Annotated in this window: 19 protein-coding genes; 16 read left to right on the top strand and 3 right to left on the bottom strand. The window is 63.8% G+C overall.

Translation table 11 applies throughout. The features are described from left to right. Positions 1 to 191: 191 nt before the first annotated feature. The 10 genes from mdh to lpdA all read left to right on the top strand — a co-directional run bounded on the left by mdh (position 192) and on the right by lpdA (position 11,355). Positions 192 to 1,160, top strand: a complete 969-nt coding sequence (gene mdh / locus FJ960_RS27715) for a malate dehydrogenase (protein ID WP_140718303.1) — start codon at positions 192 to 194, stop codon at positions 1,158 to 1,160. A 46-nt stretch (positions 1,161 to 1,206) separates the two neighbouring features. After that, positions 1,207 to 2,400: an ADP-forming succinate--CoA ligase subunit beta gene (gene sucC, locus FJ960_RS27710; protein ID WP_140510330.1), complete on the top strand. Its 1,194-nt coding sequence runs from the start codon at positions 1,207 to 1,209 to the stop codon at positions 2,398 to 2,400. A 4-nt stretch (positions 2,401 to 2,404) separates the two neighbouring features. Then, positions 2,405 to 2,776 (top strand): cupin domain-containing protein, encoded by a 372-nt coding sequence (locus FJ960_RS27705; RefSeq protein WP_140718301.1) that lies wholly within the window; start codon positions 2,405 to 2,407, stop codon positions 2,774 to 2,776. Between the two features lie 3 nt (positions 2,777 to 2,779). Continuing rightward, entirely contained in the window at positions 2,780 to 3,277 is a 498-nt protein-coding gene (locus FJ960_RS27700; RefSeq protein ID WP_140718299.1) for a DUF1579 family protein, read from the top strand. A 12-nt stretch (positions 3,278 to 3,289) separates the two neighbouring features. Beyond that, complete coding sequence (sucD, locus tag FJ960_RS27695; protein WP_027145554.1) at positions 3,290 to 4,192, top strand: succinate--CoA ligase subunit alpha; 903 nt, start codon at positions 3,290 to 3,292, stop codon at positions 4,190 to 4,192. A 126-nt stretch (positions 4,193 to 4,318) separates the two neighbouring features. Next, entirely contained in the window at positions 4,319 to 7,303 is a 2,985-nt protein-coding gene (locus FJ960_RS27690) for a 2-oxoglutarate dehydrogenase E1 component (protein ID WP_140510324.1), read from the top strand. A 46-nt stretch (positions 7,304 to 7,349) separates the two neighbouring features. Continuing rightward, a complete protein-coding gene (gene odhB / locus FJ960_RS27685; protein ID WP_140510322.1) occupies positions 7,350 to 8,627 on the top strand; it encodes a 2-oxoglutarate dehydrogenase complex dihydrolipoyllysine-residue succinyltransferase in 1,278 nt (425 codons plus the stop codon). A 35-nt stretch (positions 8,628 to 8,662) separates the two neighbouring features. Next, a complete protein-coding gene (locus FJ960_RS27680) occupies positions 8,663 to 9,172 on the top strand; it encodes a hypothetical protein (protein WP_140718297.1) in 510 nt (169 codons plus the stop codon). After that, positions 9,169 to 9,924 carry an SDR family oxidoreductase gene (locus FJ960_RS27675; RefSeq protein WP_140718295.1) on the top strand — a complete coding sequence of 252 codons (756 nt, stop codon included), beginning with the start codon at positions 9,169 to 9,171 and terminating at the stop codon, positions 9,922 to 9,924. Before FJ960_RS27680 ends, FJ960_RS27675 begins: the two co-directional genes overlap by 4 nt. Before the next feature lie 24 nt (positions 9,925 to 9,948). Continuing rightward, positions 9,949 to 11,355, top strand: coding sequence for a dihydrolipoyl dehydrogenase (gene lpdA / locus FJ960_RS27670; RefSeq protein WP_140718293.1), 1,407 nt, complete (start codon positions 9,949 to 9,951; stop codon positions 11,353 to 11,355). A gap of 703 nt (positions 11,356 to 12,058) precedes the next feature. Here lpdA and FJ960_RS27660 read toward each other — a convergent pair. Beyond that, on the bottom strand, positions 12,059 to 13,126 hold the full coding sequence (locus tag FJ960_RS27660; RefSeq protein ID WP_140718291.1) for a TraB/GumN family protein: 1,068 nt from the start codon (positions 13,124 to 13,126) through the stop codon (positions 12,059 to 12,061). 62 nt (positions 13,127 to 13,188) lie between these two features. After that, positions 13,189 to 14,127 carry a tyrosine recombinase XerC gene (locus FJ960_RS27655; RefSeq protein WP_140718289.1) on the bottom strand — a complete coding sequence of 313 codons (939 nt, stop codon included), beginning with the start codon at positions 14,125 to 14,127 and terminating at the stop codon, positions 13,189 to 13,191. Positions 14,128 to 14,226: 99 nt separating this feature from the next. On the opposite strand from FJ960_RS27655, the gene rimM reads away from it, so the two are divergent. Further along, on the top strand, positions 14,227 to 14,826 hold the full coding sequence (gene rimM, locus FJ960_RS27650) for a ribosome maturation factor RimM (protein WP_140510308.1): 600 nt from the start codon (positions 14,227 to 14,229) through the stop codon (positions 14,824 to 14,826). After that, the gene (trmD, locus tag FJ960_RS27645; RefSeq protein WP_140510306.1) at positions 14,823 to 15,521 is read left to right on the top strand and encodes a tRNA (guanosine(37)-N1)-methyltransferase TrmD; all 699 of its coding nucleotides are present in this window, start codon (positions 14,823 to 14,825) and stop codon (positions 15,519 to 15,521) included. The genes rimM and trmD overlap by 4 nt, the downstream gene beginning before the upstream one ends. Here the strand turns inward: trmD and FJ960_RS27640 are convergent. Then, complete coding sequence (locus FJ960_RS27640; RefSeq protein ID WP_140718287.1) at positions 15,503 to 16,255, bottom strand: sulfite exporter TauE/SafE family protein; 753 nt, start codon at positions 16,253 to 16,255, stop codon at positions 15,503 to 15,505. The two genes, trmD and FJ960_RS27640, sit on opposite strands and share 19 nt — an antisense overlap. Positions 16,256 to 16,593: 338 nt before the next feature. On the opposite strand from FJ960_RS27640, the gene rplS reads away from it, so the two are divergent. The 4 genes from rplS to FJ960_RS27615 all read left to right on the top strand — a co-directional run bounded on the left by rplS (position 16,594) and on the right by FJ960_RS27615 (position 19,238). Further along, entirely contained in the window at positions 16,594 to 17,139 is a 546-nt protein-coding gene (gene rplS, locus FJ960_RS27630; RefSeq protein WP_027055127.1) for a 50S ribosomal protein L19, read from the top strand. Between the two features lie 157 nt (positions 17,140 to 17,296). Continuing rightward, positions 17,297 to 17,710 carry an organic hydroperoxide resistance protein gene (locus FJ960_RS27625; protein WP_140718285.1) on the top strand — a complete coding sequence of 138 codons (414 nt, stop codon included), beginning with the start codon at positions 17,297 to 17,299 and terminating at the stop codon, positions 17,708 to 17,710. Beyond that, positions 17,707 to 18,243, top strand: a complete 537-nt coding sequence (locus tag FJ960_RS27620; RefSeq protein WP_140718283.1) for a MarR family winged helix-turn-helix transcriptional regulator — start codon at positions 17,707 to 17,709, stop codon at positions 18,241 to 18,243. Before FJ960_RS27625 ends, FJ960_RS27620 begins: the two co-directional genes overlap by 4 nt. A gap of 197 nt (positions 18,244 to 18,440) precedes the next feature. Beyond that, entirely contained in the window at positions 18,441 to 19,238 is a 798-nt protein-coding gene (locus tag FJ960_RS27615) for a transporter substrate-binding domain-containing protein (protein WP_140718281.1), read from the top strand. Positions 19,239 to 19,312: the final 74 nt, after the last annotated feature.

Raw genomic sequence — 19,312 nt, 5'->3', positions numbered from 1 at the left:
CTTACAAATTTTGACGTTTACGTAAGTCCCAAACACTCTAACCGATTGAAAATGCAGGGGTCTAAATAATCGTTTGAATTTATTCCGCACCGGAGCTATTGGGTGCGGCGAAATTCGCGGTCCCCGAAGCATTCCGGCCTCTTCCTCGACGCCGTGTTGGCGCGTCACAGACAAAGGGAAATCATCCTCACATGGCACGCAACAAGATAGCGCTTATCGGCTCTGGCATGATCGGCGGCACGCTCGCCCACATGATCGGCCTCAAGGATCTCGGCGACGTGATCCTGTTCGATATCGCCGAGGGTATCCCGCAAGGCAAGGGGCTCGATATAGCGCAGTCGTCGCCGGTCGATGGCTTCGATTCCCGGCTGACCGGCGTCAATGACTATGCCGGCATCGAGGGTGCGGACGTGTGCATCGTCACCGCCGGCGTGCCGCGCAAGCCGGGCATGAGCCGCGACGACCTGCTGGGCATCAATTTGAAGGTCATGGAGCAGGTTGGCGCCGGGCTGAAGAAGTACGCGCCGAAGGCCTTCGTCATCTGCATCACCAACCCGCTCGACGCCATGGTGTGGGCGCTGCAGAAGTTTTCGGGCCTGCCCAAGACTCATGTGGTGGGCATGGCCGGCGTGCTCGATAGCGCGCGTTTCCGCTATTTCCTGGCCGAGGAATTCAAGGTCTCCGTCGAGGACGTTACCGCTTTCGTGCTTGGCGGCCACGGCGATTCCATGGTGCCGATGATCCGTTATTCGACGGTGTCGGGCATTCCGCTTCCCGACCTGGTCAAGATGGGCTGGACTTCGAAGGAAAAGCTCGACCAGATCGTGCAGCGCACCCGCGACGGCGGCGCCGAGATCGTCGGCCTCTTGAAGACCGGCTCGGCCTACTACGCGCCGGCGGCGTCGGCGATCCAGATGGCCGAATCCTACATAAAGGACAAGAAGCGCGTGCTGCCTTGCGCGGCGCACCTCTCGGGCCAATATGGCGTCAAGGGCACCTATGTCGGCGTGCCCGTGGTCATCGGCGCCGGCGGTGTCGAGCGCGTCATCGAGATCGACCTCAACAAGGCCGAGCAGAAGATGTTCGAGGCTTCGGTGGCGACCGTGCAGGGCCTGACCGAGGCCTGTGTCAAGATCGCGCCGCAGCTCGCCTCGAAGTAACCCGCCAAAACATCACCCCCGGCAACCGACCTGGAGATAGTTCCCGATGAACATCCATGAATATCAAGGCAAGGCGCTGCTGAAGAGCTTTGGCGCGCCGGTGGCCGAAGGCGTGCCGGTGTTCAAGGCAAGCGAGGCGGAAGCCGCGGCACAAGCGCTGCCAGGCCCGCTCTACGTGGTGAAGAGCCAGATCCATGCCGGCGGCCGCGGCAAGGGCAAATTCAAGGAGCTCGGCCCCGACGCCAAGGGCGGCGTGCGGCTGGCGAAGTCGGTCGCCGAGGTGGTGGCCAACGCCAACGAGATGCTCGGCCACACGCTGGTCACCAAGCAGACCGGCCCGGCCGGCAAGCAGGTCAATCGCCTCTATATCGAGGACGGTGCCGACATCGAGCGCGAGCTCTATCTCTCGATCCTGGTCGACCGCTCGGTCGGCCGCATCGCCTTCGTCGTCTCGACCGAGGGCGGCATGGACATCGAGGCGGTCGCGCACGACACGCCGGAAAAGATCATCACCGTCGCCATCGACCCGGAGAAGGGCGTTACGGCGGACGACGTGAAGGCGCTCAATGGCGCGCTGAAGCTCGACGGCGACGCGGCCAGGGATGGCGGCACGCTGTTCCCGATCCTCTACAAGGCCTTTGTCGAGAAGGACATGAGCCTGCTCGAGGTCAACCCGCTGATCGTGATGAAGAGCGGCCGCCTGCGCGTGCTCGATGCGAAAGTGTCGTTCGACAACAACGCGCTGTTCCGCCACCCCGATCTGATGGAACTGCGCGACACCACCGAAGAGGACGAGAAGGAGATCGAGGCGTCGAAATACGATCTCGCCTATGTCGCGCTCGACGGCAATATCGGCTGCATGGTCAACGGCGCCGGCCTTGCCATGGCGACGATGGACATCATCAAGCTCTATGGCGCCGAGCCCGCCAACTTCCTCGATGTTGGCGGCGGCGCTTCGAAGGAGAAGGTGACGGCGGCGTTCAAGATCATCACCAGGGACCCGGCCGTCAAAGGCATCCTGATCAATATTTTCGGCGGCATCATGAAGTGCGACATCATCGCCGAGGGCGTGATTGCAGCGGTCAAGGAAGTCGGGTTGAAAGTGCCGCTGGTCGTGCGCCTGGAAGGCACCAATGCCGAGCTCGGCAAGAAGATCATCAACGACAGCGGTTTGAACGTCGTGTCCGCCGATGATCTTGATGACGCGGCCAAGAAGATCGTTGCGGCGGTGCAGGGCTGAGACGGTGCCTCCGCGCAAGATAAATCTGGTCGAGGCGGCGGATCAAACGATCACTGAGGTGTTCGATCCGCATATCGCCGGCGACGTCAATGATAGCCAGGCCAAGGTCGCCAAGTTCGGCGAGGCCTTCGACTGGCACGCGCATGACAATGAGGACGAAGCCTTCCTCGTGCTGCGCGGCAGGATCGCCATCGATTTCCGCGATGGTCAGGTTGAGCTCGGCGAGGGCGATTTCATCGTCGTGCCGCGCGGTGTCGAGCACCGGCCGCGCTCGCTCGCCGCAGAGCCCGTGGTGCTGATGTTCGAGCCGGCGACGACGCTCAACACCGGCAATGCCAAGAGCGATCTCACCGTCACCGATCTGAAGCGGCTCTGATCCATGAACGCGGCGTCCTTCTCTTCGCTCTCGGCCGACCACCAGCGCCTGCAGGCGCTGGTCGGCGCGTGGCGCGGCGAGGAAGAGGTGGCGGAGACGCAATGGGCCGATGGCGGCACGGCGACCAGCGAAGTTTTGGCGGAAGCGAAGTTCGGCGGCCAGTTCGTGGTGCAGCGTTATCGTCAGCGTCGCGACGGCACGATTTCGTTCGGTTCGCACACCGTATTCGGCGTCGACCACCAGAACGGCGTCGTGACCATGCACCAGTTCGATTCGATGGGCTTCGTGCCGTTGTCGCCTGCCACGGGTATGTGGAACGGCAACGAACTGGTGCTGGAGCGGTCATCGCCGCGCGGCTTTGCGCGCGTGACCTATATTTTCGACGATGCCGACACCTACCGCATGCGATTGCATTTCAAACCTGCCGGCAACGATGACTGGCAAGACATGGTGAGTGGCGTCTACCGGCGCGTCTCACCTTCCTCGATCAACGGTTTTTAGAAAAGGGCTCCGATGTCCATTCTCGTCGACAAGAACACCAAGGTGCTGGTGCAGGGCCTGACCGGCAAGACCGGCACGTTCCACACAGAGCAGGCGCTGGCCTATCACGGGACAAAGATGGTCGGCGGCATCCACCCGAAGAAGGGCGGCGAGACCTGGACCGGCGCGAAGGGCGAGAGCCTGCCGATCTTTGCCACGGTCGCCGAAGGCAAGGAAAGGACAGGCGCCAACGCCTCCGTCATCTACGTGCCGCCGGCGGGCGCGGGCGAAGCCATCATCGAGGCGATCGAGGCGGAGATCCCGCTGATCGTCTGCATCACCGAAGGCATTCCGGTGATGGACATGGTCAAGGTCAAGGCGCGGCTCGACCGCTCGACTTCGCGGCTGATCGGACCGAACTGTCCGGGTGTGCTCACCCCCGACGAATGCAAGATCGGCATCATGCCCGGAAACATCTTCCGCAAGGGTTCGGTCGGCGTTGTTTCGCGCTCGGGAACACTTACCTATGAGGCCGTGTTCCAGACCACAAATGTCGGCCTCGGCCAGACCACCGCCGTCGGTATCGGCGGCGATCCTGTCAAGGGCACCGAGTTCATCGACATGCTCGAGATGTTCCTCGCCGACGATGAGACCAAGTCGATCATCATGATCGGCGAGATCGGCGGTTCGGCCGAAGAAGACGCCGCGCAGTTCCTCAAGGACGAGGCCAAGCGCGGCCGCAGGAAACCGATGGCGGGCTTCATCGCCGGGCGCACCGCGCCGGCCGGCCGCACCATGGGTCATGCGGGCGCGGTCATCTCCGGCGGCAAGGGCGGCGCCGAAGACAAGATCGCGGCGATGGAATCGGCCGGCATCAAGGTTTCGCCCTCGCCGGCGCGGCTTGGCACGACGCTGGTCGAGGCGATCAAGGGTTAAGTGAGTAGTGAATAGTGAGTAGTGAAAAAGCTGAGCGGTGAACAAATGAGAGACATCCATTTCTCTACTGACTACTGACCACTCACTCCCCAAAAAAAGGAGACGGAGCCAGGCTCCGCGGACAAAATGGCACGACAAGATCAGGCCAACGACCAATTCTCGCTTACCTCTTTCCTCTATGGCGGCAATGCCGATTACATCGACGCGCTCTACGCGGCGTATGAGGACGATCCCGCCTCGGTCAATCCCGAGTGGCAGGAGTTCTTCGCCGGACTGAAGGACGATGCCGGCGATGTGCGCAGGAACGCCAAGGGCGCCTCATGGGCCAAACCCTCCTGGCCGCTGCAGGCCAATGGCGAATTGGTGTCGGCGCTCGACGGCAATTGGGGCATCGTCGAAAAGCACCTGGAAAAGAAGGTCAAGGACAAGGCGGTCACCAACGGTGTCGTGCTGTCCGACGCCGATGTGCACCAGGCGACGCGCGATTCGGTGCGCGCCATCATGATGATCCGCGCCTTCCGCATGCGCGGCCATCTGCACGCCAATCTCGACCCGCTCGGCATTGCAAAGCTCGAAGACTATAACGAGCTGTCGCCGGAGAATTACGGCTTCACCGAAGCCGACTACGACCGGCCCATTTTCCTCGACAATGTGCTCGGGCTCGAATTCGGCAGCATCCGGCAGATGCTGGAAATCCTCAACCGCACCTATTGCTCGACGCTCGGCGTCGAGTTCATGCATATTTCCGATCCCGAGGAAAAGGCCTGGATCCAGGCGCGTATCGAGGGCGCCGACAAGGAGATTTCGTTCACCGCCACCGGCAAGAAGGCGATCCTGCAGAAGCTGGTCGAGGCGGAAGGCTTCGAGCAGTTCATCGACGTCAAGTACAAGGGCACCAAGCGCTTCGGTCTCGACGGCAGTGAATCGTTGATCCCGGCGCTGGAGCAGATCGTCAAGCGCGGCGGCCAGTTGGGCTTGAAGGAAATCGTGCTCGGCATGGCCCATCGCGGCCGCCTCAACGTGCTTTCCCAAGTGATGGCCAAGCCGCACCGCGCCATCTTCCACGAGTTCAAGGGGGGCTCCGCAGCCCCCGACGAGGTCGAGGGCTCGGGCGACGTGAAGTACCATCTCGGCGCCTCGTCGGACCGCGAGTTCGACGGCAACAAGGTGCACCTGTCGCTGACCGCCAACCCCTCGCATCTGGAGATCGTCGATCCCGTGGTGATGGGCAAGGCGCGCGCCAAGCAGGATTCCCTGTTCGGCCGTGGCCGCGAGGAAATCGTGCCACTGGAAGAGCGAGCCAAGGTGTTGCCGCTCTTGCTGCACGGCGACGCCGCCTTCGCCGGCCAGGGCGTGATCGCTGAGATCCTCGGCCTGTCGGGCCTGCGCGGCCACCGCGTCGCCGGCACGCTGCATTTCATCATCAACAACCAGATCGGCTTCACCACCAATCCGCGTTTCTCGCGCTCGTCGCCCTATCCGTCCGACGTCGCCAAGATGATCGAGGCGCCGATCTTCCACGTCAATGGCGACGACCCGGAAGCCGTGGTGCACGCCACCAAGGTGGCGATCGAGTTCCGCATGAAGTTCCACAAGCCGGTGGTCGTGGACATGTTCTGCTACCGCCGGTTCGGCCACAATGAGGGCGACGAGCCGGCCTTCACCCAGCCGCTCATGTACCGCAACATCCGCACCCATAAGACGACGGTGCAGATCTATGGCGAGCGCCTGATCGCGGAAGGCCACATCACCCAGGCCGAGCTCGACCAGCTCAAGGCCGACTGGCGCACGCATCTGGAAGCCGAATGGGAAGTCGGCCAGCATTACAAGCCCAACAAGGCCGACTGGCTCGACGGCGCCTGGTCGGGCCTGCGCACGGCCGACAATCAGGACGAGACAAGGCGCGGCAAGACCGCCGTGCCGGTCAAGACGCTGAAGGAAATCGGCAAGAAGCTGACCGAGGTGCCGAAGGATTTCGAAGCGCACAAGACGATCATCCGCTTCCTCGAGAATCGGCGCCAGGCGATCGAGTCCGGCGAAGGCATCGACTGGTCGACGGCGGAGGCGCTGGCCTTCGGCGCGATCCTGCTCGACGGCAATCCGATCCGGCTGTCGGGGCAGGATTCGGAACGCGGCACCTTCTCGCAGCGCCATTCCGTGCTTTACGATCAGCGCGACGAGACCCGCTACATCCCGCTCAACAATCTGTCGGCGGCGCAGGCCGGGTACGAAGTCATCAACTCGATGCTGTCGGAAGAAGCGGTGCTGGGCTTCGAATATGGCTACAGCCTGGCCGAGCCGAAGGCGCTGACCCTGTGGGAAGCGCAGTTCGGCGACTTCGCCAACGGCGCCCAGGTGGTGTTCGACCAGTTCATCTCGTCGGGCGAGCGCAAATGGCTCAGAATGTCGGGCCTCGTGTGCCTGTTGCCGCATGGCTATGAGGGCCAGGGCCCGGAACATTCTTCGGCCCGGCTGGAGCGCTTCCTGCAGCTTTGCGCCGAAGACAATATGCAGGTCGCCAACTGCACGACGCCGGCTAACTATTTCCACATCTTGCGCCGGCAGCTGAAGCGCGACTTCCGCAAGCCGCTGATCCTGATGACGCCGAAGTCGCTGCTGCGCCACAAGCGGGCGGTGTCGACGCTGCCGGAAATCTCGGGCGAAAGCTCGTTCCACCGGCTGTTGTGGGACGATGCCCAGCTGTTGCCCAACCAGGCGATCAAGCTGACCAAGGATTCCAAGATTCGCCGCGTCGTGCTGTGCTCGGGCAAGGTCTATTACGACCTCTATGAGGAGCGCGAGAAGCGCGGCATCAACGACATCTACCTGCTGCGCGTCGAACAGCTCTACCCGTTCCCGGCCAAGGCGCTGATCACGGAGCTGTCACGCTTCCGCAATGCGGAGATGGTGTGGTGCCAGGAGGAACCCAAGAACATGGGCGCCTGGTCATTCATCGACCCGTATCTGGAATGGGTGCTGGCACATATCGACGCCAAGCATCAGCGGGTGCGCTACACCGGCCGTCCGGCGGCCGCGTCGCCGGCGACCGGCCTGATGTCGAAGCACCTTGCCCAGCTCGCCGCGTTACTCGAAGACGCGCTCGGCGAATAAGCAGAATTGGGCGAATAGAACTGAAGCGAAAGAACGGACAGGCACAATGGCTACCGAAATCCGCGTTCCCACCCTTGGCGAATCCGTCACCGAAGCGACCGTCGGCAAATGGTTCAAGAAGGTCGGCGATGCCATTGCCGCCGACGAGCCGCTGGTCGAGCTCGAGACCGACAAGGTGACTGTGGAGGTGCCCGCCGCCGCCGCCGGCACGCTCGGCGAAATCTCTGTAAAAGAGGGTGAGACGGTCGGCGTCGGCGCGCTGCTAGGGTCGATTTCGGGCGGTGGGGCGGCTGCTCCCGCGACCAGGCCGCAAGCCGTGGCGCAGGCTTCGAGCCCCGACGCGGCGCAGACCACCAAGCAGGCCGCGGCAGAGACCGCCAAGGTTGCAGGCGACGCCGGCCCGGTCGAGCCGCGCACCATGCCGCCGGCGCCGGCGGCGGCAAAGCTGATCGCCGAGAACAATCTGTCGGTCGACCAGCTTTCCGGCTCGGGCAAGCGCGGCCAGGTGCTGAAGGGCGATGTGCTCGACGCCATCTCCAAGGGGGCGCCGTCGCAGCCGGCCGAAACGCCGAAAGCGGCGCCGGCCCCGGTTGCGGTCCGGGCGCCGTCGTCGGGCGACGATGCTTCGCGTGAAGAGCGCGTGCGCATGACCAAGCTGCGCCAGACCATCGCGCGCCGGCTGAAGGAAGCGCAGTCGACCGCAGCCATGCTGACCACCTTCAACGAGGTCGACATGTCGGCCGTGATGGCGCTCAGGACCAAATACAAGGACGTGTTCGAGAAGAAGCACGGCGTGAAGCTCGGCTTCATGGGCTTCTTCACCAAGGCCGTCACGCACGCGCTGAAGGAAATCCCTTCGGTCAATGCCGAGATCGACGGCACCGACATCATCTTCAAGAACTATGCCCATATCGGCGTCGCGGTCGGCACCGAAAAGGGGCTCGTGGTTCCGGTCGTGCGCGATGCCGACCAGATGTCCATCGCCGAGATCGAGAAGGATATCGGCCGGCTGGGCATTGCCGCACGTGATGGCAAGCTGTCGGTGGCGGATATGCAGGGCGGCACCTTCACCATCTCCAATGGCGGTGTCTACGGATCGCTGATGTCGACGCCGATCCTCAACGCGCCGCAGTCGGGCATTCTCGGCATGCACAAGATCCAGGAGCGGCCGGTCGTGGTCGGCGGCCAGATCGTGATCCGACCGATGATGTACCTGGCGCTCAGCTACGATCACCGCATCGTCGACGGCAAGGAAGCCGTAACCTTCCTGGTGCGCGTCAAGGAAAGCCTGGAGGATCCCGAGCGGCTGGTGCTCGATCTCTGAGGCGGTCGGATGGCGGGTTGCGGCAGGGCTGGCCAATGATGGCCCTTTTGCCTGGGCTCGCCAGACCGGTCGTGCTGGTGGCCGGCATTCTCGCGGCTGTTGCAAATGCCCATGCCGCCTGTCCATCCGAGCTTGCCGTTTACGGCGACAGCCAGAGCGGCGCGGAGATCGACTTCACCCCAACAGGCACGTCGGCCACCGTCACCAACAGGTTTCGCTTGGTCCTCGACAACAATGTCGTGCTGAACGGCATCGTCATGTGGACCCAGGACGTATCGCGGCCTAACGGCGCGCTGATGTACAAATGTCCGGAAGGCGATGTCACCGGCGAGGAGCTTGCCGCCTGCACGCTGTGGAACGGCGTCGTCTACACGTCCGACGACAAGGGCAATATCGGGCTTTTGCCGGCCGAGGGCGTCGAGGCGCCGAAGACGCTGATCCTGCCCGATCTCGGGCCGGCGTTGCGGCAATCCCGGGCCTATGGCGGCAGCGGTTTTTCGAAAGTGCCGTCGGATGTGTTCGCGATGAAGGGATGCCAGGAATGAGCGCGACGCAAAAAGTGCTGCTGGTCACCGGCGGCAGCCGTGGCATCGGCGCTGCCATCTGCCGGCTGGGAGCCAAGGCTGGCTATCGCGTCGCGGTCAATTACGCCTCCAGCAAGGCTGCGGCAGATGCGCTGGTTGCCGAGATCAAGGCCGGCGGCGGCGAAGCTGTTGCCGTCAGGGGCGATGTCGGCAAGGAAACCGATATCGTGGCCATGTTCGGCGCTGTCGACCACGCCTTTGGCCGGCTCGACGCCTTCGTCAACAATGCCGGAATTGTCGACGTCAAGGCGCGCGTCGACGAGATGGATGTGTCGCGGCTGGAACGCATGATGCGCATCAATGTGGTGGGCTCGTTCCTGTGCGCCCGCGAGGCCGTCAAGCGCATGTCGACGCGGCATGGCGGGTCGGGCGGATCGATCGTCAACATATCGTCGGCGGCGGCGACGCTGGGCTCGCCTGGCGAATATGTCGACTATGCAGCCTCCAAGGGCGCCATCGACACCTTCACCATCGGCCTCGCCCGCGAGGTGGCGATGGAAGGCATTCGCGTCAATGCGGTGCGGCCGGGCATCATCGACACCGACATCCACGCCTCCGGCGGCCAGCCCGACCGGATAGAACAATTCCGCGACCTGTTGCCGATGAAGAGAGCAGGCACGGCGGATGAAGTCGCCGGCGCGGTCCTCTATCTTTTTTCCGATGCCGCGTCCTATACGACGGGCGCGATCCTGAATGTCAGCGGCGGCCGCTGAGCCCCAAGCAAAAGGGAAACAAACATGGCTTATGACGTGGTTATCATCGGCTCGGGACCGGGCGGCTATGTCTGCGCCATCAAGGCGGCGCAGCTTGGGCTGAAGGTCGCGGTGGTCGAGAAGAACGCGACCTTCGGCGGCACCTGCCTCAACATCGGCTGCATCCCGTCCAAGGCGCTGCTTCATGCCTCCGAGATGTTCGCCGAGGCCGGCCATTCCTTCGACACGCTCGGTGTCGAGATACCGGCACCCAAGCTGAACCTGAAGAAAATGATGGCGCACAAGGACGCGACGGTGTTGTCCAACGTCAATGGCGTCGCCTTCCTGTTCAAGAAGAACAAGGTCGATGCCTTCCGCGGCACCGGCAAGGTGGTCGCCGCCGGCAAAGTCTCGGTGACCGGCGAGGACGGCAAGATCGAGGAGATCGAGACCAAAAACATCGTCATCGCCACCGGGTCCGATGTCGCCGGCATTCCGGGCGTCAAGGTCGATTTCGACGAGAAAATCATCGTGTCGTCGACCGGTGCGCTGTCGCTGGAAAAGGTGCCTGGTCATCTGGTGGTGGTCGGCGGCGGCGTCATCGGGCTCGAGCTCGGCTCGGTCTGGGCACGGCTCGGAGCCAAGGTCACCGTGGTCGAGTTCCTCGACACCATTTTGGGCGGCATGGACGGCGAGGTGTCGAAACAATTCCAGAGGCTGCTCTCCAAGCAAGGCTTCGAGTTCAAGCTCGGCGCCAAGGTCACCGGCGTCACCAAGGCCAAGAAGGGCGCGACCGTCACTTTCGAGCCGGTCAAGGGCGGTGCCGCCGAAACGATCGATGCCGACGTGGTGCTGATCTCGACCGGACGCCGCGCCTTTTCGGATAGCCTCGGTCTGAAGGAAGCCGGCGTCAACGTCGACGAGCGCGGCCGGGTCAAGACCGACGGCCATCTCAGGACCAATGTTCCCGGCATCTATGCCATCGGCGATGTCATCGCCGGGCCGATGCTGGCGCACAAGGCCGAGGACGAGGGCGTGGCGGTGGCCGAGACCATCGCCGGCCAGGCCGGCCATGTGAACTATGACGTCATTCCGAGCGTGGTCTACACCAGTCCGGAGATCGCCTCGGTCGGCAAGACCGAGGAAGAGCTGAAGAAGGCCGGCATCGACTACAAGGTCGGCAAGTTCCCCTTCACCGCCAATGGCCGCGCGCGCGCCATGCTGCACACCGACGGGTTCGTGAAGATCCTGGCCGACAAGCAGAGCGACCGCGTGCTCGGCGTCCATATCGTCGGTTTCGGCGCCGGCGAGATGATCCACGAGGCGGCGGTGCTGATGGAGTTCGGCGGCTCGTCGGAAGACCTGGCGCGCACCTGCCACGCACATCCGACGATGTCGGAAGCGGTGAAGGAAGCGGCGCTGGCGACGTTCTTCAAGCCGATCCATATCTGAGGGTGCCCAACGCTTCGTCGTCCTATGGCGGAGCAAGGAGCGAAGCGACGCGGCCCTGGAGCTGCTCCGCAGCCCAAGGGATCCATGCCGTGATTTTAGAGCGCTCCCGCGGTGCGGAATTCTGCTCCTCTGCATTCCTCGGCCGAGGTCGCGGCATGGATCCTCGGGTAAGCCCGAGGATGACGAACGCGCGCAGTGGCTTGGCGCCAAGGCCCCCAACGGTCATTACCAAACAAAAACGGCCCGCCTTTCAGCGGGCCGTTCGTCTTTGATATCGAGCCGCTTACTGGGCCGGCGCAGGCGCTGGTGCAGGCGCGGGAGCCGGGGCTGGTGGCTTGGCCGGTTCGGCGGGCTTCATCGGTTCAGCCGGCGCGGGCGCCGGGGCCGGTGTGCTGGCCGCTGGCGGCTCGGCGGGTGCCGGGTGCTGGCCACTTCTTCCGAAAACGTAATACGCGACTATCGCCAGAATAACGACGACCAGCGCAATCAGCCAAGGGCTGCCGCCACCGCCGCTCGGCCGAGGGGCATTGGTGGACGAATTGTACGGATCGTTTGGATTTGGTGTGTTCGCCATAAACGTGTCCTCCGGGAAAATGAAAATGGTCAATCAACATTCATCAACGCGCAACCGTTGATTGGGTTTCACGCTAGCGGAGGAAAACGCCGGAAACGCGGCGTTTGCGGGCCTCCGCTGCCATCCGACTCAATTGACGGCGGTGACAGTATAGCCGGCTTTGCGGAAATCCTCGACCAGTCCCTCTGGACCGGGAAGATGCAGCGCGCCGACCGCCATGAAGGCGTTGCCCTTGGCCAGGATCGGCCCGGCATGGTCGACCATCACCTTGTTGCGGCTGGTGATCATGGTCTCCTCGAAGGCGGCATAACCCGCGGGATCGTCCTGCTCGTCGGGCATGGCGGCGCGGAACAGCGGCCAGAACATGCCGGTGTCGCCACTCTGGTAGAGCACGATCATGGTCTCGTTGATGTCGTTGACCTTGTCGCCCAGCTTCAGCGTGTCGACCAAGCCCTTCATGTGGAAGGCGAGCGGCAGCGAGGCCATGGCGCGGAGCTGGCTCTCGGCCGTTTCCAATCCTTCCACCGGCTTGCCGGCCGCCTTGGCGCTCTCCGCCAGCTTGACGTCGAGCACCGGCGCTCCGCCGGCCTGGCGGGCGAGTTCGCAGGCTGGAAGCGCCATCATGGCCGACAGCATCCATGGCTTCATCTTGGCGACCGTTGCCGGCGGGATGCCGCGCGCGTCGAGCGCGGCGTTCATGGCCGCCGCTTCGTCCGGCGACAGCAATGACGACAGCGTCGTGGAGTCGGTGAACATCATCAGGTCCGGCTCCTTCAGCATCGCCGCCATCATCTTCTGCTTGTCGAGCACGTCGGTGGTCTCGATGATGAGGGTGCCGGCGGCGTCAAAGGCCTTCTGCGCATAGGCCGGCAGCGTGGTCACGCGCGGATCGGTCATGTGCATGGTGCCGAACAGGTAGGATGGCTGTTCGCCTGATTTTTCCAGCTTCCACAGCAGGCCCTTGCCATTGAGCGTGGCCGCTGCCTCCGCCTCGATCCTGTCGTAGGTGGCAGGGCTACCCTTCTGCAAGGCCGACAGCATGTCGGCGCCGGTACAGGTCGGGACTTCCGCGTGCGCCCTGCCGGCGGCGAACAGCAGCACGGCAAGGAAGGACAGGAAAAACAGCACGTTGAGCGCGACAAGCAGTTTCAGCGAGACGGAAGCTGCACGGTCGGCGATGGCGATGACGCGTTTCATGATCCCATTCCTAGGACCGAAAAGCGGCAAAACCGTTAATCGGGACGGCAAAATTGAAGGGTTCAGGCCCTGGGGTGGGCCGATTCGTAGATTTCCAGCAGTCTTGCGGTGTCGACACCGGTGTAGATCTGCGTCGTCGACAGGCTGGCGTGGCCCAAGAGTTCCTGGATGGTGCGCAGATCGCCGCCACGGCCGAGCAAATGGGTGGCGAAGGAATGGCGCAAGGCATGCGGCGTCGCGGTGTCAGGCAGGTTGAGCGCCGCGCGCAGTTTCGCCATGTCGCGCTGGATGATGGCCGGGTTGAGCGGGCCGCCGCGCGCGCCGCGAAACAGCAAGCCCTTGGGATCGAGATGGTAGGGACAGAGCCTGCGGTATTCGGCGATTGCCCTGAGCGCCACCGGCAGCACCGGCACCAGCCGCGTCTTGCCGCCTTTGCCGGTGACGCGCAGCACGGTGTCGGCCTCCGATGCCAGATCGGCCCCGGCCAGCCCAAGCGCTTCCGAAATGCGCAGGCCCGAGCCGTAGAGCAGCGTCAGCACGGCGGCATTGCGGGCAGCGATCCAGGGCTCTTCAGCCAGCTGACCCTCGACGGAAACCACGTGCCTGGCATCGCTCGCCGTCAGCGGCTTGGGCAGCGATTTGGGCTGGCGCGGCGCGCGCAAGGCAGCCGCACCAGCCGCATTGGCCAGGCCTCGTCGTTCGAGGAACCGCAGCAGCGAACGGATGCCGGCCAATCCGCGGCCAAGCGTGCGTGCGCCGGCACCGGCATTGCGGCGAGCGGCGAGGAAGCCGCGCAGATCGGCCGGGCGCAGGTCCGAGATATCGGAAATGCCGGGCGGTCCGCCGATATGGCCGGTAAGGAAGTGCAGGAACTGGCGTGAATCGCGCTCATACGCCTCGACCGTTTGCGGCGACAGCCGGCGTTCGCGCGCCAGCATCTTCAGCCAGCTTTCACGCGCCGCCTGGAGATCGGGTTTTGCCGGTATGAGAAATTCCTGCATGGCGGCATTTTCGGGTATTCGGGTTAGGAAGCGGTGAAGAGGCCGTCATTGAAATGACGGCGAGGCGGCGCTAGAGCAGGGGCAAAGGATTTTTCGCCCATGAGCAAACCCCAAAACCCCGTCCAAATGGCCGTGATCGGAGCCGCGCACGGTATCAAGGGCGAGCTCAGGGTGAAAACCTTCACCGGCGATCCAATGGCGCTGGCCGACTACGGGCCGCTCTACGCCAGGGACGGCCGTGCCTTCCAGATCACCGACATAAGGCCTGCCAACACCGTTGTCGTGGTGCGGTTCAAGGGCGTCAACGACCGCAACGCGGCCGAAGCGCTTGCCGGTACGGAGCTGTTCGTCGACCGCTCGATGTTGCCCGATGATGGCGAGGAGGACGAATTCTACCATGCCGACCTGATCGGGCTGGAAATCCGGGATGATACCGGTGCCGCCATCGGCAAGGTCGTCGCGGTGCACAATTTCGGCGGCGGCGACATTCTCGATGTGACGCTCGCCGGGCGCAAGGGTGTGCTTATCCCGTTCACGCAGGTCGCCGTGCCTGCCGTGTCGATCGCCGAGGGTTTTGTCCGCGTCGACCCGGTGGCGGCCGGTCTGGTCGAGGACGAGGATGGTGAGGCGCCGCGCGAGGACGATTTCGACCCCAAGGGCAGGCCGCGCGGACCGCGCGACGCCGGGGGCAACCGGTGAGTTTTGCCGCGTCGGTGCTGACGCTCTATCCCGAGATGTTTCCCGGCGCGCTCGGCGTGTCGCTGGCCGGACGGGCGCTGGAAGCCGGCACATGGTCGCTTGATGCGATCCAGATCCGCGATTTCGCCATCGACAAGCATCGCACCGTCGACGACACGCCGGCCGGCGGCGGCGCCGGTATGGTGATGCGCGCCGATGTGCTGGCCAAGGCGGTCGACCATGCTTCGCCTCCCGGTGATTTGCGGCCGCGGCTCTTGATGAGCCCGCGCGGCAAACCGCTGACGCAGGCGCGCGTGCGCGAGCTCGCCGCCGGGCCGGGCGCCGTCATCCTGTGTGGCCGCTTCGAAGGTGTCGACCAGCGGGTGATCGACGCGCGCGGCCTGGAGGAAGTCTCGATCGGCGATTTCATCCTGTCGGGCGGCGAGCCGGCGGCACTCGTGCTGCTCGACGCCGTGGTACGGCTGTTGCCCGGCGTGATGGGCAATGCCGTGTCCGGTGAGGAAGAGAGTTTCGAGAACGGCCTGCTCGAACATCCGCATTACACGCGGCCGCAGGAATTCGAGGGCAGGGAGATTCCCGAAGTGCTGATCTCGGGTAATCACAAGAAGATCGCCGCCTGGCGGCGTGAGCAGTCAGAGCGGCTGACGAAGGAGAGGCGGCCCGATCTTCTGGGCGCTCAGCCTTTGGTGAAATAGTAGAAGGCGAGAAACAGGCCGACGGCGACCACGAAGCCGCGCACCATTTTCTGCGGCACGCGCTTGGCGATCCAGACGCCGGCATAGCCGCCCAGCGCGCCGGCCGGGATCATGATGATCGCCTGCGGCCAGGCGACGACGCCGCCCGAGACGAAGACGACGATGGCGACAGCGGCGATGACCACCGCGAGCATGTTCTTCAAGGCATTCAGCCGGTGATAATCGCCGGCTTGGGTCAGGCCGAGGGTGGCCAGCATCATCACGCCCATGCCGGCGCCGAAGAAGCCGCCATAGATGGCGGTGACGAATTGGGCCAGCGAACCGGCGAGAGAACCCACGGCCGCTTCATGTCCAGGTTTCGGCGCCGGCTTCAGCCAGGGTCCGGCGGCAAACAGCGCCGTCGCGCCCAAAAGCAGCCACGGCACCAAGGCGCGAAAGGATGAATTGTCGAGCGCCAGCAGGATCAGCGCGCCGGCCAGCGCGCCGCCGGCCGAGATCAGGCAGAGCAGCAGCGCGCCGCGCCAGAAGTGCCTGATATCGTCCCAGTAGGCGAGCGTCGAGGTGATGTAGCCGGGAAATTGCGTCACCGAGGAGGTGGCGTTGGCGAGGATCGGCGGCACGCCGACCAATGTCATGGCGCCGAAGGTGATGAAGGTGCCGCCGCCGGCGACCGCGTTGGCGGCGCCTGACAAAAAGCCCGCCAGGAAGAGCAGGATGGCGTGGAAGACAGACATGGAGGGCCGCCGTAAGGATGTGTGCTATTTCTGCCTTAGGGAGCTTGCCGGACCTGCGCAACCCGGCACGGCAGGATTAAGATGGTGCCATGCCGGGAGCCATGCCGGCAAAAAATGCGTGGGCAAGGCGTGACAAAGCGCCGAAATAGCTGTATGTGCCCGCCCGTACCGGCAAGAACAATCTGCCGGACCCGTCAACAATGACGGTGTAGTCGCCCCTGCCGATGTTTTGAAGACAAATGTCTTGGAGACAAAGGACATAGCCGAGCGGTCGAATGGAACTGCAAGGCGAGCGTAGGGCGCTCTGACTGTCGGAAGAACAAGAAGTGGATTTCTAGATGGATCTCATCCGTCAGCTCGAGGCCGAACAGGCCGCCAAGATCGAAGCCAAGCGCAAGCTTCCCGAATTCCAGCCCGGCGACACCGTGCGCGTCCAGGTCCGCGTGACCGAAGGCACCCGCACCCGCGTCCAGGCCTATGAGGGCGTCGTCATCGCCCGCGCCGGTTCCGGCTTCCAGGAAAATTTCACCGTCCGCAAGATCTCCTACGGCGAAGGCGTCGAGCGCGTGTTCCCAGTCTACTCGCCGATGGTCGAAGGCGTCGAGATCGTGCGCCGCGGCAAGGTGCGCCGCGCCAAGCTCTATTACCTGCGCGATCGTCGCGGCAAGTCGGCTCGTATCTCGGAAAACACCGGCGTGCGCGCCCGCAAGCTCAACGATGAGGAGCGTGATGCGCTGAACGCCGAGAAGGCCCGCATCGAGGCCGAGAAGGTCGCCGCCGCCCAGGCGCTGGCCGCCGAGACGGCCGCCAAGGAAGCCGCAGAGAAGAAGGCGGCCGCCGAGGCCGAAGCAGCCAAGGCCGCTGAAGCGACCCCCGCCGAATAAGGTTCGACGAAGGATTTTGAAAAAGGCGGCTTTGGCCGCCTTTTTTCGTTTCACCAGACTGTGAACGCTTTTCAGCTCCGGGAATGCGGAACGGTGGTTGACCTCCAATTACATAGTGTACTAAATAATCGTGCACAATATGATTGGAGACTATGACATGGCACTCTACACCACACAGGCCCACGTGACCGGCGGTCGCGCCGGCCATGGCGAGACCAGCGACGGCCTGCTCAAGGTCGACCTGGCGATGCCCAAGGAGCTCGGCGGGCCGGGCGGCGCCACCAATCCCGAACAGCTTTTCGCCATCGGCTATGCCGCCTGCTTCGAAAGCGCCGTCCGCTTCGTCGCGCGCAAGCAGAAACTGCCGCTCGAAGATGCCGCGGTAACCGCCACTGTCAGCCTGCTTCCCAACGGCGAGGGCTTCAGGCTCGGCGTTGCGCTCGCGGCGGAGACAAAAGGCCTTGATCAGGCGGCGGCGGAAGCGCTTGTATCGGCGGCGCATCAGGTTTGCCCCTATTCGAACGCCATCAGGGGCAATGTCGAGGTGGCGCTTTCGGTAAAGGCGGCATGACGACAAAGGTCGAAACGAAAGACAGCGAGGCCCCGGCGGAGGCCGCCGGGGCGATCCCGGTGCCACGGCTCGATCAGCAGCTCTGCTTCGCGCTCTATTCGGCGAGCGGGCTGATGACTAAGCTTTACCGGCCGTTGCTCGATCCGCTCGGCCTGACCTATCCGCAATACCTGGCGATGCTGGCGCTGTGGGAACGTGCGCCGAGCACGGTGGGTGACCTTGGCGAAGCGCTGGGCCTGGATTCAGCGACGCTGACGCCGCTGCTCAAGCGGATGGAGGCGGGCGGCCTGGTCACCCGCCGGCGCGATGCCGCGGACGAGCGCCGGGTGCTGGTCGAGCCGACAGCCAAGGGCCAGGCCCTGCGCGCCCGCATGAAGGATGTCTCGACCGCACTTGCCTGCAGCGTCCCGCTCGGACCAGGCGAAGCGAAGGCCCTGCACGGCACACTCACCCATCTTGTCGCGGGCCTGCGTAGCGCTGTGGCCGACGACCGATCGACGGACGCGTCGGTCCCCGACACGGGAAAATCCTAGCCGTCAACGCAGCCGTCCATTGCCGTGGCACGGATCGTTCCGGAAATCTCCGGATTGAAGGCATCCAAATCCGTTTTGGGCTATCCCAACGCAGCGTGCCGTCTTGCATGGCGCTTGCGGAAAGCTAAAGTCGGCGCCGGATTTTCTTGCAAGCCCGGTCGATACCCGGGCGCTTTCAATTTCCGGGGAGTGTTGTCATGACCAAATCAAAATTGCTGCTGGCCGGCCTGCTGGCTCTCGTCTTGGCGCCCATTGCCGCCTTCGCGCAGGCGCTGCCCGATCTCGGCGGCAAAAAGGTGGTGGTGGTGACGGAGAATGCCTATCCGCCGCTGCAATTCATCGATGCCAAGACCGGCAAACAGATCGGCTGGGAATATGACGCGATGAACGAGATCGCCAAGCGGCTCAATTTCAAGGTCGAGTACCAGAACACCTCCTGGGACGCGATGATCCAGGCGGTTTCGGATAACCAGTACAACATCGGCATGACCGGGATCACCATCAAGGACGACCGCAAGCAGAAGGTGGATTTCTCCGACTCCTATATGCGCTCGGAACAGTTCATGCTGGTGCGCGGCGATGAAGGCCGCTTCACCGATGCCAAGACCTTCGGCGCCTTCAAGGACGGGCTGATCGGCGCGCAGGCGGGCACCACGCCATTCTATACCGCCGTCTACAGCGTGCTGGACGGCAATGAGCAGAACCCGCGCATCAAACTGTTCGAAACATTTGGCGCCACGGTGCAGGCGCTGAAATCCGGCGATGTCGACGTCGTGCTGACCGACGGCACTGCGGGCAAGGGCTATGTCGATGCCTCGGAGGGCAAGCTGAAGCTGATCGGCGGCCCGCTCGGCACCGAGGATTTCGGCTTCATCTTCCCCAAGGGCTCGGACCTGGTGAAGCCGGTCAACGCGGCGATCGCGGCGCTCAAGGCGGATGGCACGCTCGATGCGCTCAACAAGAAATGGTTCCTTGATTACAAGATGGGGCAGTGAGCCAATCTTGTTGAAGGAGTCGTCTGAGGGGCAGGGAGTTGCGCTGAGGCTGCGCCCGCGTCCCTCTCTCAGTT

Source organism: Mesorhizobium sp. B2-3-11 (assembly GCF_006442215.1).
Classification (GTDB): domain Bacteria; phylum Pseudomonadota; class Alphaproteobacteria; order Rhizobiales; family Rhizobiaceae; genus Mesorhizobium; species Mesorhizobium salmacidum.
The sequence above is the reverse complement of the archived record's forward strand: the minus strand, read 5'-3'. Positions and strand labels throughout refer to the sequence as shown.